The following is a 16,050-nucleotide window of genomic DNA, read 5'->3' as shown; positions in this document are numbered from 1 at the left end:
AGTTCTCCTCTGGGTAGTGTGCGGCCCAAACCGGGCCCTTGATGGGCAGAGCCTAGCACGGGGGTGGCGGTGGTCGGCCTTGTCTTCGGTCAATGGACGTGATGGATAGAAGTCATTGGCAGCTACCGGGTTCAACTCTTTATTAGCAGCTTTGCGAGAAGTCGTGGGTAGTTGGCGGGCAGCAGGCGCTGGAGGCGATCGAGGAAGCGTGCATCGGCACCAATCAGGATGCGCGGGCGACCGGCCCGGATGCCGTCGAGGATGACGCGCGCGGCTTGCTCGGCGGAGGTACGCGCCAGTTGGTCGAAGCGTGCCGCCGCCTTGCCGGCGTCGGACTTGCCGTCTACGCCCTGGTAGAAGCGGGCCGAGCGGGCGATGTTGGTGCGGATGCCGCCGGGATGGACGCAACTGACCTTGATCGGCGTGTGGCAGAGTTCCTGGCGCAGCGCTTCGGTGAAGCCGCGCACGGCGAACTTGCTGGCATTGTAGGCGCCCTGGGTGGGCACGCTGACGATGCCGAAGATGCTCGACAGATTGACGATGTGGCCCTCGCCCTGGGCCAGCAGGTGGGGCAGGAAGGCCTTGGTGCCGTGCACCACGCCCCAGAAGTTGATCCCCATCAGCCATTCGAAATCGTCGTAGCGCATCTCTTCGATGGTCTGGGACACCGCCACCCCGGCGTTGTTGATGACCAGGTGGGCGCGGCCGTGATGGGCCAGGACCTGCTCGGCGAACCCGTGCATGGCGTCGCGATCGGCGACATCCAGGGTGTGGGTGGAAACCCTCAGGTCTGGACTGCGCAATGGGGCGGTGGTGACTTCCAGGCCTTCGGCGTCGATGTCGGCGAGGGCGAGGTGGCACCCCTGGGCCGCCAATTGCTGGGCCAGGGCGCGGCCGATACCCGAGCTCGCCCCTGTAATGATCGCGACCTTCCCTGCGAATGACTGCATCTCCACTCCTTCCTTGTATGCCTGGCGTCCGTCCGTCGGGCGGGTGTCCGCGAGCTTAGACACAGGTATCCGGCCCAGCAAGCCAGGGCGCGTCAGGGCTGGGCGCGTGGGGTGGTGGGGAGGGCGGCTGCACGGTGACAATTTACGCTATATAATCCCGCTCTTTGCCGCGAACCCCGGCCTGTCCGGCAGGGGGTTGCACCTCCGCCGGATGCTCCGCCGCCCCCGGGCGGGCGGACGAATTCACGACTCAAGAGAAGCGAAACACGACCATGATGCGCAGCCACTATTGCGGCCAACTGAACGAGAGCCTGGACGGCCAGGAAATCACCCTCTGCGGTTGGGTACACCGCCGCCGCGACCACGGCGGGGTCATCTTCCTCGATATCCGTGACCGCGAAGGCCTGGCCCAGGTGGTGTTCGACCCGGATCGCGAAGAAACCTTCGCCCGCGCCGACCGCGTACGCAGCGAGTACGTCGTGAAGGTCACCGGCAAGGTGCGCCTGCGTCCTGAAGGCGCGCGCAACTCCAACATGGCCTCCGGCGCCATCGAAGTGCTGGGCTACGAGCTGGAAGTGCTGAACCAGGCCGAGACCCCGCCCTTCCCGCTGGACGAATACTCCGACGTGGGCGAAGAAACCCGCCTGCGCTACCGCTTCATCGACCTGCGTCGTCCGGAAATGGCCGCCAAGCTGAAGCTGCGCGCGCGCATCACCAGCAGCATCCGCCGCTACCTGGACGAGAACGGCTTCCTCGACGTGGAAACCCCGATCCTGGGCCGTCCGACTCCGGAAGGCGCCCGCGACTACCTGGTGCCGAGCCGCACCTACCCGGGCCACTTCTTCGCCCTGCCGCAGTCGCCCCAGCTGTTCAAGCAGCTGCTGATGGTGGCCGGCTTCGATCGCTACTACCAGATCGCCAAGTGCTTCCGCGACGAAGACCTGCGTGCCGACCGCCAGCCGGAATTCACCCAGATCGACATCGAGACCAGCTTCCTCGACGAGAGCGACATCATCGGCATCACCGAGAAGATGGTGCGCCAGCTGTTCAAGGAAGTGCTGGATGTCGAGTTCGACGAGTTCCCGCACATGCCCTTCGAAGAAGCCATGCGCCGCTATGGTTCCGACAAGCCCGACCTGCGCATCCCGCTGGAACTGGTTGACGTCGCCGACCAGCTGCAAGGCGTGGAATTCAAGGTGTTCTCCGGCCCGGCCAACGATCCGAAGGGCCGCGTCGCCGCCCTGCGCGTACCGGGTGCCGCTTCGATGCCGCGCAGCCAGATCGACGACTACACCAAGTTCGTCGGCATCTACGGCGCCAAGGGCCTGGCCTACATCAAGGTCAACGAGCGCGCCAAGGGTGTCGAGGGCCTGCAGTCGCCCATCGTCAAGTTCATCCCCGAGGAGAACCTCAATGTGATCCTCGACCGCGTCGGTGCGGTCGATGGCGACATCGTGTTCTTCGGTGCCGACAAGGCCAAGATCGTCTGCGACGCCTTGGGCGCGCTGCGTATCAAGGTCGGCCATGACCTCAAGCTGCTCACCAAGGAGTGGGCGCCGATGTGGGTCGTGGACTTCCCGATGTTCGAAGAGAACGACGACGGCAGCCTGACCTCGCTGCACCACCCGTTCACCGCGCCCAAGTGCACCCCGGAAGAGCTCGAGGCCAACCCGGCCGGCAAGCTGTCCCGTGCCTACGACATGGTGCTCAACGGCACCGAACTGGGCGGCGGTTCCATCCGTATCCACGACAAGTCCATGCAGCAGGCGGTATTCCGCGTGCTGGGCATCGACGATGCGGAGCAGGAAGAGAAGTTCGGCTTCCTCCTCGACGCCCTGAAGTACGGCGCGCCGCCCCATGGCGGCCTGGCCTTCGGCCTCGACCGCCTGGTCATGCTGATGACCGGCGCCGCGTCGATCCGTGAAGTGATCGCCTTCCCGAAAACCCAGAGCGCCGGCGACGTCATGACCCAGGCACCGGGTACCGTGGATGCCAAGGCCCTGCGCGAGCTGAACATCCGCCTGCGCGAACAGGCCAAGACCGAGTAATCAGAACCAACCCGAGGTGGCGCCGACAGGCGCCATCCGTTCAGAGAGTACGGAGTGAGTTATGGCTGGTCATTCCAAATGGGCCAACATCAAGCACCGCAAGGAACGTCAGGACGCCAAGCGCGGCAAGATCTTCACCAAGCTCATTCGTGAGCTGACCGTCGCGGCCAAGCATGGCGGCGGCAACCCCGCGGACAACCCGCGTCTGCGCCTGGCCGTGGACAAGGCGCTGACCGCGAACATGACCCGCGACACCATCGATCGCGCGATCGCCCGTGGCGCCGGCTCCAACGAAGCCGACAACATGGTCGAGCTGAGCTACGAGGGTTACGCGCCGAGCGGCGTGGCCATCATCATCGAAGCCATGACCGACAACCGCAACCGTACCGCGGCCGAAGTGCGCCATGCCTTCAGCAAGTGCGGCGGCAACCTGGGTACCGACGGTTCGGTAGCCTACATGTTCGATCGCAAGGGCCAGATCAGCTACGCCCCGGGCGTGAACGAAGACGCCCTGATGGAAGCGGCGCTGGAAGCCGGTGCCGACGACGTGGTGGCTGAGGAAGATGGCTCCGTGGAGGTCTACACCACCTTCGCCGACTTCCTGTCGGTGAACGAGGCGCTGACCAAGGCGGGCTTCAAGGGCGACGAGGCCGAAGTGGCCATGATCCCCTCGATCGCCGCGCCCATCACCGACCTGGAAACCGCCCAGAAGGTGCTGAAGCTGATCGACATGCTGGAAGACCTGGACGATGTCCAGAACGTCTACCACAACGCCGAGATTCCTGACGAGATCATGGAACAGCTCGGTTAAGTGCTGGCGTGATCGAAAGCCGGAAGTCGCCTCGCGCGCTTCCGGCTTTTTTGTTGGCGGGCCACTCCGTATACTCGCGGCTGGATAAATAGACAGTGTGCCGACCCTTGAGTCGGTCCGTGGAGCTAGCGGCGGCATGACCCTGATTCTTGGTATCGACCCCGGCTCACGCATTACCGGCTACGGCGTAGTCCGTGACACCGGTCGCGGCTGCGAGTACATCGCCTCCGGCTGCATCCGTACCGGCTCGGGTCCGCTGCACGAGCGTCTGCAGATCGTCTTCCGTGGCGTCAGTGAGGTGATTCGCACCTACGGCCCGGTGACCATGGGCATCGAGCAGGTGTTCATGGCGCGCAACGCCGACTCCGCGCTGAAGCTGGGCCAGGCCCGTGGCGCGGCTATAGTCGCTGGAGCCGAGGCTGGCCTGGAAATCGCCGAATACACCGCCAGCCAGGTCAAGCAGGCCATCGCCGGCACCGGCGGCGCGGACAAGCAGCAGGTGCAGATGATGGTCATGCATCTGCTCAAGCTGGTGCAGAAACCCCAGATAGATGCCTCCGATGCCCTGGCCATCGCCCTTTGCCATGCCCATCACCGGCAAACCCTGATCCCCCACGGCCTGGTGTCCGCCAAGCGGCGGAGCGGGCGACTTCGTTTGTAATTATTTCAAAGGACGTTATTCGTGATTGGACGCCTGCGCGGCAACCTGGCGGAAAAGCAACCGCCGCACCTGATACTCGACGTCAATGGTGTGGGCTACGAGCTGGAAGTGCCCATGACCACGCTCTATCGCCTGCCCTCGGTGGGCGAGCCGGTGACCCTGCACACCCATCTGGTGGTGCGCGAGGACGCCCAGTTGCTCTACGGGTTCTTCGAAAAGCGCGACCGGGAGCTGTTCCGCGAGCTGATCCGGCTCAACGGCGTCGGCCCGAAACTGGCCCTGGCGCTGATGTCCGGCCTGGAGGTGGATGAGCTGGTGCGCTGCGTTCAGGCCCAGGACACCTCCACCCTGGTGAAGATCCCCGGCGTCGGCAAGAAGACCGCCGAGCGCCTGCTGGTGGAGCTCAAGGACCGCTTCAAGGCCTGGGAGAGCATGCCGGCCATCGCAACCCTGGTGGTCGAGCCTCGGCTTGGTGTGGCAGTCTCCAGCGCGGAGAATGACGCCTTGTCCGCATTGATCGCCCTTGGCTTCAAGCCCCAGGAGGCGAGCCGTGCGGTATCCGCCATCAAGGAAGAAGGGCTGTCCAGCGAAGAAATGATCCGCCGCGCCCTGAAAGGAATGGTGTAACCCCGCATGATCGAAGCCGACCGCCTCATCACCGCCAGCAGCCGCGACCGCGACGAGCAGCTGGACCGCGCCATTCGCCCGCTGAAACTGGCCGACTACATCGGCCAGCCGGTGGTGCGCGAGCAGATGGAGCTGTTCATCCAGGCAGCCAAGGGGCGCAGCGAGGCCCTCGACCATACCCTGATCTTCGGCCCGCCGGGCCTCGGCAAGACCACCCTGGCGAACATCATCGCCAGCGAAATGGGCGTTGCCATCAAGAGTACCTCCGGCCCGGTGCTGGAGCGGCCGGGTGACCTGGCTGCGCTGCTCACCAACCTGGAGGCCGGCGACGTACTCTTCGTCGACGAGATCCATCGCCTCTCGCCGATAGTCGAGGAAGTGCTCTATCCGGCGATGGAAGACTTCCAGCTCGACATCATGATCGGCGAAGGCCCGGCAGCCCGTTCCATCAAGCTCGACCTGCCGCCCTTCACCCTGGTCGGCGCCACCACCCGTGCCGGCATGCTGACCAATCCGCTGCGCGACCGCTTCGGTATCGTCCAGCGCCTCGAGTTCTACAGCACCCAGGACCTGTCCACCATCGTCGCCCGTTCCGCCGGCATCCTCGGTTTGCAGATCGACCCGGAAGGCGCCTTCGAGATCGCCCGGCGCGCCCGTGGCACGCCGCGTATCGCCAACCGGCTGCTGCGGCGGGTACGTGACTTCGCCGAGGTGCGCGGGCAGGGCGACATCACCCGGGACATCGCGGACAAGGCGCTGAACCTGCTGGATGTCGACGAACGTGGCTTCGACCACCAGGACCGGCGTCTACTGCTGACCATGATCGACAAGTTCGATGGCGGCCCGGTGGGCATCGACAACCTGGCGGCGGCCATCAGCGAAGAACGCCACACCATCGAAGACGTGCTCGAGCCCTACCTGATCCAGCAGGGCTACATCATGCGCACGCCTCGGGGGAGGGTGGTGACGCGCCATGCTTACTTGCATTTCGGGCTGAACCTGCCCAAGCGCATGGTGGATCAACCGACCGCCGACCTGTTCGGTTCGGGTGACGAATAGTGGCATTCGTGGTCGAAGGGCGTGGCAAGGACTAAGCCATGAAAAAAACAGTTGCCTGTTCGGATTGGCAACCTCAGGAGTAAGCACTAGAGTATGCGCGCGCAAATTGGGGCCCAGCTTTTCCAGCATCGCTGTCGTGTCTACTACGAAGACACCGATGCTGGCGGCATCGTCTACTACGTCAATTACCTCAAGTTCATGGAGCGGGCTCGAACCGAGCGCCTGCGGAGTCTGGGTTTTGCCCAGTCCGAGCTGGTCGGGGAGAACCTGCTGTTCGTCGTTCATTCCGCGCAAGCGCGCTACCTTGCGCCGGCAAAGCTGGATGACGAACTGAATATCAGTGCCGAGGTGATGGAAGTAAACCGGGCCAGCCTGCGTTTTCGTCAACAGGTCAGGCGCGCCGCCGATGACGTATTGCTATGCGAAGGGCAGTTCCTGATTGCCTGTGTTCGTGCCGACAGTTTGAAACCCCGGGCGATCCCCGAAGCGCTGCGTGAAGCCTTCGCCGTCGACCCGGGTCTTTACCCAGCAGGAGATTAAGCGTGGAAGCCAACGTCGTCGACCATACCTCCATGTGGAGCCTGATCAGCAACGCCAGTATCGTGGTGCAGCTGGTCATGCTGACCCTGGTGGCCGCCTCGGTCACTTCCTGGATCATGATTTTCCAGCGCAGCAACCTGCTGCGCGCCGCCAAGAAGTCCCTGGAGTCCTTCGAGGAGCGCTTCTGGTCCGGTATCGATCTCTCCAAGCTGTATCGCCAGGCCGGTAGCAACCCGGACCCGGATTGCGGCGTCGAGCAGATCTTCCGTGCCGGCTTCAAGGAATTCTCCCGTCTGCGCCAGCAGGCCGGCGTGGACCCGGACGCAGTGATGGAAGGTGTGGCCCGCGCCATGCGCGTGGCCATTTCCCGTGAGGAAGAGAAGCTCGAGCAGAGCTTGCCGTTCCTCGCCACCGTGGGTTCCACCAGCCCCTACATCGGCTTGTTCGGTACCGTGTGGGGCATCATGAACTCCTTCCGCGGCCTGGCCCAGGTGCAGCAGGCGACCCTCGCCACCGTGGCGCCCGGCATCGCCGAAGCCCTGATCGCCACCGCGATCGGCCTGTTCGCCGCAATCCCGGCGGTCATTGCCTACAACCGCTTCGCCGCTCGTGGTGAGACCCTGATCGGTCGCTACTACACCTTCGCCGATGAGTTCCAGGCCATCCTGCACCGCAAAGTGCACACCAGCGACGAGTAAGTCGCTGGGACCCTGAGAGGAAAGGTTTCAAGCCATGGCCAGAATCCGCCACAAACGCAAACCGGTCGCCGAGATGAACGTCGTGCCTTACATCGACGTCATGCTCGTGCTGCTGGTGATCTTCATGGTCACCGCGCCCATGCTCAACCAGGGCGTCAAGGTCGACCTGCCGAAGGTCTCCAGCGAGGCCCTGCCACAGGACAACAACGCCCGTGTCCTGACCATCTCGATCAAGGCCGACAAGTCCTACTTCTGGAACATGGGCGAAGAAGTTCAGACCGACCAGACCCGCAAGAGCGAAACCTCGGTTTCCCTGGAAGAACTGGTCCAGGCGGCCTCCGGCATCATGGCCGAGAACAGCCGCCAGGGTAAAACCGTCCAGGTCTTCGTGCGCGGCGACAAGACCGTCGACTACGGTGCCGTGATGGCGGTGATGGGCGGCCTGCAGAAGGCTGGCGTGGCCAACGTCGGGCTGATTACCGAGGCGCCCTGATGCAGCAGCAGAGCGAACGCTCCCCCTCGGAAAGCTACTTCTGGCCCAGCGTCTGGGCCGTGGCTTTGCACGTCCTGATGTTCGGCATGCTGTTCGTCAGCTTCGCCTTCACCCCCGAACTGCCGCCGTCGCGGCCGATCGTGCAGGCCACCCTCTACCAGCTCAAATCCCAGAGCCAGGCCACCACCCAGACCAACCAGAAGATCGCCGGCGAGAAGAAGCAGACCACGGCTCCGCAGTTCGAGACCGAACAGATGGAGCAGAAGAAGGCCGACGAGCAGAAGGTCGCGGCGGCCAAGGCAGCGGAACAAAAGAAAGCCGATGAGGCTCGAAAGGCCGAAGCGGCGGAGCAGAAGGCCGAGGAAGCCAAGCAGGTAGCCGAAGCCAAGAAAGCCGAAGAAGCGAAGAAAGTCGAAGAGGCGAAAAAGGTCGAAGAGAAGAAACAGGCCGATTTCGCCAAGAAGAAAGCCGAAGAGGAAGCCAAGAAAAAGGCGGCCGACGAGGCGAAGAAGAAAGCAGCTGAGGAGGCCAAGAAAAAGGCCGCCGAAGACGCGAAGAAAAAGGCGGCAGCCGAAGCTGCGAAGAAGAAAGCTGCCGAGGATGCCAAGAAGAAAGCCGCTGCTGATGCCGCGAAGAAGAAATCGGCCGAGGAAGCCAAGCGCAAGGCTGCGGAGGACAAGAAGGCCGCGGCCCTGGCCGAGCTGCTGTCCGAAGATGTCGGGCGCCAGCAGGCACTTGCCGATGAAGTTGGCGACCAGGTTGCCGGCAGCCTCGACGACTTGATCATCAAGCTGGTCAGCGAGCAGTGGCGCCGTCCGCCATCGGCCCGTAACGGCATGAGCGTAGAAGTCCTGATCGAGATGCTGCCCGATGGCACCATCACCAACGCCAGCGTCACCCGCTCCAGCGGCGATTCGCCCTTCGACGGTTCGGCAGTGAGTGCCGTGCGCAGCGTCGGGCGTATCCCCGAAATGCAACAATTGGATCGCGCTACCTTTGACCAGATGTACAGGCAGCGCCGCATCATCTTCAAACCGGAGGATCTAGGTCTGTGAACACCCTCATTCGTATCGTCCTGCTCGGAGTGGCCATGCTGGTCGGCTCCGTCCAGGCCGCCGACCCGCTGGTGATCACCAGCGGTACCGACCGGGCGACCCCGATTGCGGTGGTGCCCTTTGGCTGGCAGGGCGGCACCGTGCTGCCCACCGACATCGCCGAAGTGGTCGGCAACGACCTGCGCAATTCCGGTTACTTCGAACCGATCCCGCGGCAGAACATGATCAGCCTGCCGACCCAGGCCAGCGAAGTCATCTTCCGCGACTGGAAGGCCCTGGGCGCCCAGTACGTGATGGTGGGCAGCATCGTTCCCGCCGGCGGCCGCCTGCAGGTGCAGTTCGCCCTGTTCAACGTGACCACCGAACAGCAGGTCATGGCGGGCAACGTCAGCGGTTCCACCGACCAGCTGCGTGACATGGCGCACTACATCGCCGACCAGTCCTTCGAGAAGCTCACCGGCGTCAAGGGCGCGTTCTCTACCCGCATGCTCTACGTCACCGCGGAGCGTTTCTCGGTGGACAACACCCGCTACACCCTGCAGCGCTCGGACTATGACGGCCAGCGCGCCGTGACCCTGCTGCAGTCCCGCGAGCCGATCCTGTCGCCGCGCTACGCGCCGGATGGCCGCCGTATCGCCTATGTGTCCTTCGAGCAGAAGCGTCCGCGCATCTTCATCCAGCACATCGACACCGGCCGCCGCGAGCAGATCACCAACTTCGAAGGCCTCAACGGCGCCCCGGCCTGGTCGCCGGACGGCAATCGCCTGGCGTTCGTGCTGTCCAAGGACGGCAACCCGGAGATCTACGTGATGGACCTGGGCAGCCGCCAGCTGCGCCGCGTCACCAACAACATGTCGATCGACACCGAGCCCTTCTGGGGCGCCGATGGCCAGACCATCTATTTCACCTCGGATCGTGCCGGCAAGCCGCAGATCTACAAGGTCAACATCAACGGTGGCGAACCCCAGCGCGTGACCTTCGTGGGCAACTACAACGCCAACCCGAAACTCTCGGCCGACGAGAAGATGCTGGTGATGATCCACCGTCAGGACGGCTTCACCAACTTCAAGGTGGCTGCCCAGGACCTGACCCGCTCCGGCAGTGCTCCGCGCATCCTTTCCGGCACCTCGCTGGACGACTCGCCCACTGTCGCGCCCAATGGCACCATGTTAATCTACGCAACTCGCCAGCAAGGGAGCGGCGTACTGATGCTCGTGTCTACAAACGGGCGCGTACGGATCCCGATTCCCACAGTTCAGGGCGACATTCGCGAACCGTCCTGGTCGCCGTACCTGAACTGAAGCGGTCTTAAAAAAATACCCTTACTAAACACAACTGGGGTTCATTAGGAGTTACATGATGGAAATGCTGAAATTCGGCAAATTTGCCGCTCTCGCACTGGCTATGGCCGTAGCTGTTGGTTGCTCGTCCAAAGGCGGCGAAGGTACTGGCGAAGGCGCCGTTGACCCGAACGCTGGCTACAACGCCGGCGGTAGCGGTGTAGATGGCAGCATGAGCGAAGAAGCCGCTCTGCGCGCTATCACCACCTTCTACTTCGAGTTCGACAGCTCCGACCTGAAGCCGGAAGCCATGCGCGCTCTGGACGTTCACGCTCGTGACCTGAAGGCCAACGGCAACCGCGTTGTCCTGGAAGGCCACACCGACGAGCGCGGCACCCGCGAGTACAACATGGCTCTGGGCGAGCGTCGCGCCAAGGCCGTTCAGCGTTACCTGGTTCTGCAGGGCGTTTCCCCGGCTCAGCTGGAACTGGTTTCCTACGGCGAAGAGCGTCCGGTTGCCACTGGCAACGACGAGCAGTCCTGGGCGCAAAACCGCCGCGTAGAACTGCGTAAGTAATTCGCGATGCGCAAGTCCAGTCGTGCTCTGACTTTCCTGGCCCTCTCCAGCCTGCCGTTCGCGGCGCTGGCTGAGGTTCCCGTGGTGGATAACAACGCCGGTTACGGCAGCAGTTACCCGCCGGCCGGTTACGGTACGACTGGCGCTGCCTACGCCGGGACAGGGGCCCCCGCGGCCCCTATCTCTGCGCAGGGCGAGCTGTTCATGCAGCTCCAGCAGATGCAGGAAGAGATCACTCGCCTGCGTGGCATGCTCGAGGAGCAACAGTACGAGATCCAGCGCCTGAAACAGGAAAGCCTGGAGCGTTACCAAGACCTCGATCGCCGTGTTTCCGGTCCCGCCGCCGCTGGCGCGCCGACCGCCCCCAATTCCCCTGCCGCTGGCGCACCCGCTGCCAACGGCGCTCCGGCCGCACCCGCGCAGCAAGCCGCTGCCAGCAGCGAACCGGGCGATCCCGCGAAGGAAAAGCTCTACTACGATGCCGCCTTCGACCTGATCAAGGCCAAGGACTTCGACAAGGCCAGCCAGGCGTTCAACGCCTTCCTGCGCAAGTACCCCAACAGCCAGTACGCCGGCAACGCGCAGTACTGGCTGGGTGAGGTGAACCTCGCCAAGGGCGACCTGCAGGGCGCCAGCCAGGCCTTCGCTCGTGTCGGCCAGGCCTATCCGCAGCACCCGAAAGTGCCGGACTCCCTGTACAAGCTGGCGGACGTCGAGCAGCGTCTGGGCAATGGCGCCAAGGCCAAGACCATCCTCCAGCAGGTCATCAGCCAGTTCCCGGGCAGCTCGGCCGCCCAATTGGCCCAGCGCGATCTGCAGCGCCTGCCCTGACGGCAAGCCTCTCGGTCACTTGAACCCGCGCTAGTCGCGGGTTTTTTGTTAGAATGGCCGGCTACACCCTTCTTTCCCGCAACGGAGGCGGATGGCCTGTTTAGCCGTCACGCCCGTGGCTGATATGCATCAAACCCTGCGAATCACCGAGATTTTCTACTCGTTGCAGGGGGAAACACGTACCGCCGGCCTGCCGACGGTTTTCGTGCGCCTCACCGGCTGCCCCCTGCGCTGTCAGTACTGCGACACCGCCTATGCGTTCAGTGGTGGCGAGCTCATGACGCTCGACGCCATCCTCGAACGTGTCGCCGCCTACAAGCCGCGCTACATCTGCGTCACCGGTGGCGAACCGCTGGCCCAGCCGAACTGCATCCCGCTGCTCCAGCGCCTGTGCGACGCCGGCTATGACGTGTCCATCGAAACCAGCGGCGCCCTGGATGTATCCGCCGTGGACCCGCGCGTGAGCAAGGTGGTCGACCTGAAGACCCCCGGCTCCGCCGAAGTGGGGCGCAATCGCTACGAGAACATCGCCCACCTGACGGCCAACGACCAGGTGAAGTTCGTCATCTGCTCCCGCGAGGACTATGACTGGGCAGTGTCCAAGCTGATCGAGTATCGCCTCGAGCAGCGCGCTGGCGAGGTGTTGTTCTCGCCCAGCCACAAAGAGGTCAGCGCCCGCGATCTGGCCGACTGGATAGTGGCTGACAACCTGCCTGTGCGCCTGCAGTTGCAGTTGCACAAGATTCTCTGGAACGACGAGCCGGGTCACTGATCCGGCACGGAACGCACCTTGCCTGCCTGCGAGGCAGGCCGATTTCGAGGGACCTCCCATGAGCGAGAAGAAAGCGGTCATCCTGTTGTCCGGCGGCCTGGACTCGGCCACCGTGGTCGCCCTGGCCCGCGCCGAAGGCTACGCCTGCTACACCATGAGTTTCGACTACGGTCAGCGCCATCGCGCCGAGCTCCAGGCCGCCGAGCGCGTCGCGCGCCAGCTCGGGGCGGTGGCGCACAAGGTCATTGGCCTCAACCTGAACGGCATCGGCGGCTCTGCGCTGACCGATACCTCCATCGATGTGCCCGAGAGTCCCACCGAAGGCATTCCGGTCACCTATGTACCGGCGCGCAATACCGTCTTCCTGTCCCTGGCGCTGGGTTGGGCGGAGGTGCTGGGGGCGCGGGATATCTTCATCGGCGTCAACGCCGTGGACTATTCCGGTTACCCCGATTGCCGCCCCGAATTCGTCGACGCCTTCGAGCGCATGGCCAACCTGGCCACCAAGGCCGGCGTGGAAGGGCAGGGGTTCCGCATCCAGGCGCCGCTGCAGAATCTGAGCAAGGCCGAGATCGTCCAGGCCGGCATGCGCCACGGCGTCGACTACGCTCTCACGGTATCCTGCTACCAGGCCGACGACGAGGGCCGCGCCTGTGGCAAATGCGACAGCTGCCGGCTGCGCGCGGCAGGCTTTGCGGCGGCGGGTATGAAGGATCCTACGCGCTACCAGTAAAAAAGTTTTTATGAGGTGTTGAATTCCTGAATAAAATCAGTATCATGCGCCTCGCGTTGGGTCGTTAGCTCAGTCGGTAGAGCAGTTGGCTTTTAACCAATTGGTCGTAGGTTCGAATCCTACACGACCCACCATCTCCAAAAGCCCGCCTTCTCAGGCGGGCTTTTTCGTTTCCGGACACTTCATTTCCCTTCCCCAATTGCCTGGCCACGACAGACGGATGGTGCTTGCCAGGGTTGTCCCTGCACTGCCAAATCTGCGATATCATCCGCAGCCGCTCCCGTGACGCCGTGGTCACAGGGGGGCAGGTGTATAATCGATTCCGCGCCACCGTGCCCGCAGGTTCAGCTTCCATGACACAGCTTTCCGAACGCTTTCTGGTCCAGGCCCATCTTGCCGCCAAGCAGCCCAAGCCGCTGACGGCCGAGGAGGAGGCGCACTACCGTGCCGCCATCGCCGCCGAGTTGAAGGCGCGCGATGCCGTGCTGGTCGCCCACTACTACTGCGACCCGGTGATCCAGGCGCTGGCCGAGGAAACCGGCGGCTGCGTCTCCGACTCCCTGGAAATGGCCCGTTTCGGCAACCAGCATTCGGCGCAGACCGTGGTGGTCGCCGGCGTGCGCTTCATGGGCGAGACCGCGAAGATCCTCAACCCGGAAAAGCGCGTGCTGATGCCCACCCTGGAAGCCACCTGCTCCCTCGACCTGGGTTGCCCGGTGGATGAGTTCTCGGCCTTCTGCGACCAGCACCCCGAACGCACGGTGGTGGTCTACGCCAACACCTCGGCGGCCGTGAAGGCCCGTGCTGACTGGGTGGTGACCTCCAGCTGCGCGCTGGAAATCGTCGAGAGCCTGATGGACAACGGCGAGAAAATCATCTGGGCGCCGGACCAGCACCTGGGCCGCTACATCCAGCGTGAAACCGGTGCCGACATGCTGCTCTGGGACGGCGCCTGCATCGTCCATGAGGAGTTCAAGGCCAAGCAGCTGGAAGACATGAAGGCGCTGTACCCGGAAGCCGCCGTACTGGTCCACCCGGAGTCCCCGGAGGCCGTGATCGAACTGGCGGACGCCGTGGGTTCCACCAGCCAGCTGATCAAGGCTGCGCAAACGCTGCCGAACAAGATGTTCATCGTCGCCACCGACCGCGGCATCTTCTACAAGATGCAGCAGCTGTGCCCGGACAAGCAGTTCATCGAGGCGCCCACCGCCGGCAACGGCGCCGCCTGCCGCAGCTGCGCCCACTGCCCCTGGATGGCCATGAACACCCTGGAGCGCACCCTGCAGTGCCTGCGCGAAGGCACCAACGAGATCTTCGTCGACCCGGCGCTGATCCCCAAGGCCATCAAGCCGCTCAAGCGCATGCTGGACTTCACCCAGGCCGCACGCCTGAAACAGGCCGGCAACGCCTGATTCCCGCGCAGAAAAAAGCCCGGACCAGTCCGGGCTTTTTCATGCCTGCCTGAAGCGCCTCAGCGCATCATTTCCTTGATCATCTTCTGCTGCTGGATGATCTCCTGCTGGCGGGCATCGATACGCGAGGCCAGGGGGAAGTTGCCGGATGCGCGGCGCTTGGCGAAGTCCAACTGCTCGATGGCCTGATCGAAATCGCCCACCAGGGCGAAGAACTCGGCGCGGGCCTGGTGCAGGCCGATGGTGTTGCCGGCCAGGCCGCGCACTTCGGCCACCTGGTACCAGACGTCCGGATCGTTGGGGCGGCTCTTGAGCAAGGCGTCGAGCACCTTCTCGGCTTCCTTGGGCTTGTTCTGCTTGATCAGCAGGTCGCTGCGCATCTGCTTCAGCGGGTAGTTGTTGGGGTACAGGGTGAGCAGGCGGTCCACGCGTTGCTGGGCGTCGGCCAGGCGATTGCCGGTGATGTCCAGGTCGACCTGGGCCAGGTTGTAGACGATTTCGTTCGGCGCCTTGGCCAGCAGCGGCGCCAGGTTATCCCGGGCCTGGTTGAGCTGGCCGCCCTTGATCTGGGCGATGGCCAGGCCGTAGCGGGCGGCATCCAGCTTGGGGTCTTCGTCGAGCATGGCGCGGAAACGCTTGGCGGCGATGCCCGGGGTCTCTTCGAACATCAGCTGCACGCGGGCGCGCATCAGCTGGTAGCGCAGGCTGTCCTCGACGCCACCCGAGGGGAATTGTTCGGCACGGTTGCGGGTGTCGGCGATACGGTTCTCGGTCACCGGGTGGGTGAGGAGGAATTCCGGCGGCTTGGCGTCATAGCGGTACTGGCGCATCAGGCGCTCGAACATGCGCGGCATGGCGCGTGGATCGTAGCCGGCCTTTTCCAGGTTGAGCAGGCCGATGCGGTCGGCCTCCTGTTCGTTCTGCCGGGAGAAGCGGCGCTGCTCCTGGATGGCTGCGGCCTGGGTGCTCATGATCGCGGCCATGCCGGCGTCCCCCGCGCCTGCGGCGGCGGCGACGATACCGGCGAGCATCGCGGCCATCACCGGGATCTGCATGCGCTGCTGGGCTTCCACGCCTCGGGCGAAGTGGCGCTGGGACAAGTGCGCCAGTTCGTGGGCCAGCACTGAGGCGTACTCGGCCTCGGTGGGGGCGTAGAGGAAGAGGCCGCCGTTGACGCCGATGATGCCGCCCGGTGCGGCGAAGGCGTTCAGCTGCGGGCTGTTGAGCAGCACGAACTCCAGGCGCCGGTCCTGCAGCTGGCTGGTCTCGGCCAGGCGGTAGACGCTGGTTTCCACGTAGTTCTTGAGCTGCGGATCGCTGAGTTGCGGCACCTGGCCGCGGAGCATGCTCAGCCAGGCGCGGCCAAGCTGATGTTCCTGTTCCGGAGAGACGATGGATGAGCTGGAATCCCCCAGTGACGGCAGGTCGTCGGCCATGGCCGGTGAAGCGAGAAGGCAGGCAAGCGTCAACAGAGTGGGGCGCAGAAGATTCATGCACTGGGCT

At 64.0% G+C, this 16,050-nt stretch carries 17 protein-coding genes and 1 tRNA gene; 16 read left to right on the top strand and 2 right to left on the bottom strand.

All coding sequences use genetic code 11. The features are described 5' to 3' along the window. Positions 1 to 131: 131 nt before the first annotated feature. Positions 132 to 950 carry an SDR family NAD(P)-dependent oxidoreductase gene (locus PCA10_RS22005; RefSeq protein ID WP_016494292.1) on the bottom strand — a complete coding sequence of 273 codons (819 nt, stop codon included), beginning with the start codon at positions 948 to 950 and terminating at the stop codon, positions 132 to 134. A gap of 272 nt (positions 951 to 1,222) precedes the next feature. Between PCA10_RS22005 and aspS the strand changes: the two genes are divergently transcribed. From aspS to nadA, 16 genes are all read left to right on the top strand, one after another. Further along, positions 1,223 to 2,998, top strand: a complete 1,776-nt coding sequence (gene aspS, locus PCA10_RS22000) for an aspartate--tRNA ligase (RefSeq protein WP_016494291.1) — start codon at positions 1,223 to 1,225, stop codon at positions 2,996 to 2,998. A gap of 61 nt (positions 2,999 to 3,059) precedes the next feature. Further along, positions 3,060 to 3,809 (top strand): YebC/PmpR family DNA-binding transcriptional regulator, encoded by a 750-nt coding sequence (locus tag PCA10_RS21995; protein WP_016494290.1) that lies wholly within the window; start codon positions 3,060 to 3,062, stop codon positions 3,807 to 3,809. 136 nt (positions 3,810 to 3,945) lie between these two features. Beyond that, positions 3,946 to 4,470 carry a crossover junction endodeoxyribonuclease RuvC gene (gene ruvC, locus PCA10_RS21990; RefSeq protein ID WP_016494289.1) on the top strand — a complete coding sequence of 175 codons (525 nt, stop codon included), beginning with the start codon at positions 3,946 to 3,948 and terminating at the stop codon, positions 4,468 to 4,470. Between the two features lie 21 nt (positions 4,471 to 4,491). After that, the gene (gene ruvA / locus PCA10_RS21985) at positions 4,492 to 5,097 is read left to right on the top strand and encodes a Holliday junction branch migration protein RuvA (protein ID WP_016494288.1); all 606 of its coding nucleotides are present in this window, start codon (positions 4,492 to 4,494) and stop codon (positions 5,095 to 5,097) included. A 6-nt stretch (positions 5,098 to 5,103) separates the two neighbouring features. Then, on the top strand, positions 5,104 to 6,156 hold the full coding sequence (gene ruvB, locus PCA10_RS21980; protein WP_016494287.1) for a Holliday junction branch migration DNA helicase RuvB: 1,053 nt from the start codon (positions 5,104 to 5,106) through the stop codon (positions 6,154 to 6,156). A 93-nt stretch (positions 6,157 to 6,249) separates the two neighbouring features. Continuing rightward, positions 6,250 to 6,696: a tol-pal system-associated acyl-CoA thioesterase gene (ybgC, locus tag PCA10_RS21975; protein ID WP_016494286.1), complete on the top strand. Its 447-nt coding sequence runs from the start codon at positions 6,250 to 6,252 to the stop codon at positions 6,694 to 6,696. Between the two features lie 2 nt (positions 6,697 to 6,698). Then, positions 6,699 to 7,394, top strand: coding sequence for a protein TolQ (gene tolQ, locus PCA10_RS21970; protein ID WP_016494285.1), 696 nt, complete (start codon positions 6,699 to 6,701; stop codon positions 7,392 to 7,394). A 34-nt stretch (positions 7,395 to 7,428) separates the two neighbouring features. Beyond that, positions 7,429 to 7,887, top strand: a complete 459-nt coding sequence (gene tolR / locus PCA10_RS21965) for a protein TolR (RefSeq protein ID WP_016494284.1) — start codon at positions 7,429 to 7,431, stop codon at positions 7,885 to 7,887. Continuing rightward, on the top strand, positions 7,887 to 8,942 hold the full coding sequence (gene tolA, locus PCA10_RS21960) for a cell envelope integrity protein TolA (RefSeq protein ID WP_016494283.1): 1,056 nt from the start codon (positions 7,887 to 7,889) through the stop codon (positions 8,940 to 8,942). The genes tolR and tolA overlap by 1 nt, the downstream gene beginning before the upstream one ends. Next, entirely contained in the window at positions 8,939 to 10,243 is a 1,305-nt protein-coding gene (gene tolB, locus PCA10_RS21955; RefSeq protein WP_016494282.1) for a Tol-Pal system beta propeller repeat protein TolB, read from the top strand. The genes tolA and tolB overlap by 4 nt, the downstream gene beginning before the upstream one ends. A 58-nt stretch (positions 10,244 to 10,301) precedes the next feature. Beyond that, complete coding sequence (pal, locus tag PCA10_RS21950) at positions 10,302 to 10,799, top strand: peptidoglycan-associated lipoprotein Pal (protein ID WP_016494281.1); 498 nt, start codon at positions 10,302 to 10,304, stop codon at positions 10,797 to 10,799. A gap of 6 nt (positions 10,800 to 10,805) precedes the next feature. Continuing rightward, positions 10,806 to 11,630, top strand: a complete 825-nt coding sequence (ybgF, locus tag PCA10_RS21945) for a tol-pal system protein YbgF (protein WP_016494280.1) — start codon at positions 10,806 to 10,808, stop codon at positions 11,628 to 11,630. Positions 11,631 to 11,754: 124 nt separating this feature from the next. Next, positions 11,755 to 12,402: a 7-carboxy-7-deazaguanine synthase QueE gene (gene queE, locus PCA10_RS21940; RefSeq protein WP_016494279.1), complete on the top strand. Its 648-nt coding sequence runs from the start codon at positions 11,755 to 11,757 to the stop codon at positions 12,400 to 12,402. Positions 12,403 to 12,460: 58 nt separating this feature from the next. Continuing rightward, positions 12,461 to 13,135: a 7-cyano-7-deazaguanine synthase QueC gene (gene queC, locus PCA10_RS21935; RefSeq protein ID WP_016494278.1), complete on the top strand. Its 675-nt coding sequence runs from the start codon at positions 12,461 to 12,463 to the stop codon at positions 13,133 to 13,135. A 58-nt stretch (positions 13,136 to 13,193) separates the two neighbouring features. Next, positions 13,194 to 13,269 (top strand) — tRNA-Lys (locus PCA10_RS21930). A gap of 219 nt (positions 13,270 to 13,488) precedes the next feature. Beyond that, positions 13,489 to 14,547 carry a quinolinate synthase NadA gene (gene nadA, locus PCA10_RS21925; RefSeq protein WP_041770399.1) on the top strand — a complete coding sequence of 353 codons (1,059 nt, stop codon included), beginning with the start codon at positions 13,489 to 13,491 and terminating at the stop codon, positions 14,545 to 14,547. Between the two features lie 59 nt (positions 14,548 to 14,606). Here the strand turns inward: nadA and PCA10_RS21920 are convergent, their stop codons facing one another. After that, positions 14,607 to 16,040, bottom strand: coding sequence for a M48 family metalloprotease (locus PCA10_RS21920; protein WP_041770398.1), 1,434 nt, complete (start codon positions 16,038 to 16,040; stop codon positions 14,607 to 14,609). Positions 16,041 to 16,050: the final 10 nt, after the last annotated feature.

Source organism: Pseudomonas resinovorans NBRC 106553, assembly GCF_000412695.1.
GTDB classification, from domain to species: domain Bacteria; phylum Pseudomonadota; class Gammaproteobacteria; order Pseudomonadales; family Pseudomonadaceae; genus Metapseudomonas; species Metapseudomonas resinovorans_A.
This window is presented reverse-complemented; position numbering and strand designations above follow the sequence as displayed.

Coding starts and splice junctions, on each gene's coding strand:
- PCA10_RS22005 (WP_016494292.1), bottom strand. CDS start 950: ATGCAGTCATTCGCAGGGAAGGTCGCGATCATTACAGGGGCGAGCTCG.
- aspS (WP_016494291.1), top strand. CDS start 1,223: ATGATGCGCAGCCACTATTGCGGCCAACTGAACGAGAGCCTGGACGGC.
- PCA10_RS21995 (WP_016494290.1), top strand. CDS start 3,060: ATGGCTGGTCATTCCAAATGGGCCAACATCAAGCACCGCAAGGAACGT.
- ruvC (WP_016494289.1), top strand. CDS start 3,946: ATGACCCTGATTCTTGGTATCGACCCCGGCTCACGCATTACCGGCTAC.
- ruvB (WP_016494287.1), top strand. CDS start 5,104: ATGATCGAAGCCGACCGCCTCATCACCGCCAGCAGCCGCGACCGCGAC.
- ybgC (WP_016494286.1), top strand. CDS start 6,250: ATGCGCGCGCAAATTGGGGCCCAGCTTTTCCAGCATCGCTGTCGTGTC.
- tolR (WP_016494284.1), top strand. CDS start 7,429: ATGGCCAGAATCCGCCACAAACGCAAACCGGTCGCCGAGATGAACGTC.
- tolA (WP_016494283.1), top strand. CDS start 7,887: ATGCAGCAGCAGAGCGAACGCTCCCCCTCGGAAAGCTACTTCTGGCCC.
- pal (WP_016494281.1), top strand. CDS start 10,302: ATGGAAATGCTGAAATTCGGCAAATTTGCCGCTCTCGCACTGGCTATG.
- ybgF (WP_016494280.1), top strand. CDS start 10,806: ATGCGCAAGTCCAGTCGTGCTCTGACTTTCCTGGCCCTCTCCAGCCTG.
- queE (WP_016494279.1), top strand. CDS start 11,755: ATGCATCAAACCCTGCGAATCACCGAGATTTTCTACTCGTTGCAGGGG.
- queC (WP_016494278.1), top strand. CDS start 12,461: ATGAGCGAGAAGAAAGCGGTCATCCTGTTGTCCGGCGGCCTGGACTCG.
- nadA (WP_041770399.1), top strand. CDS start 13,489: ATGACACAGCTTTCCGAACGCTTTCTGGTCCAGGCCCATCTTGCCGCC.
- PCA10_RS21920 (WP_041770398.1), bottom strand. CDS start 16,040: ATGAATCTTCTGCGCCCCACTCTGTTGACGCTTGCCTGCCTTCTCGCT.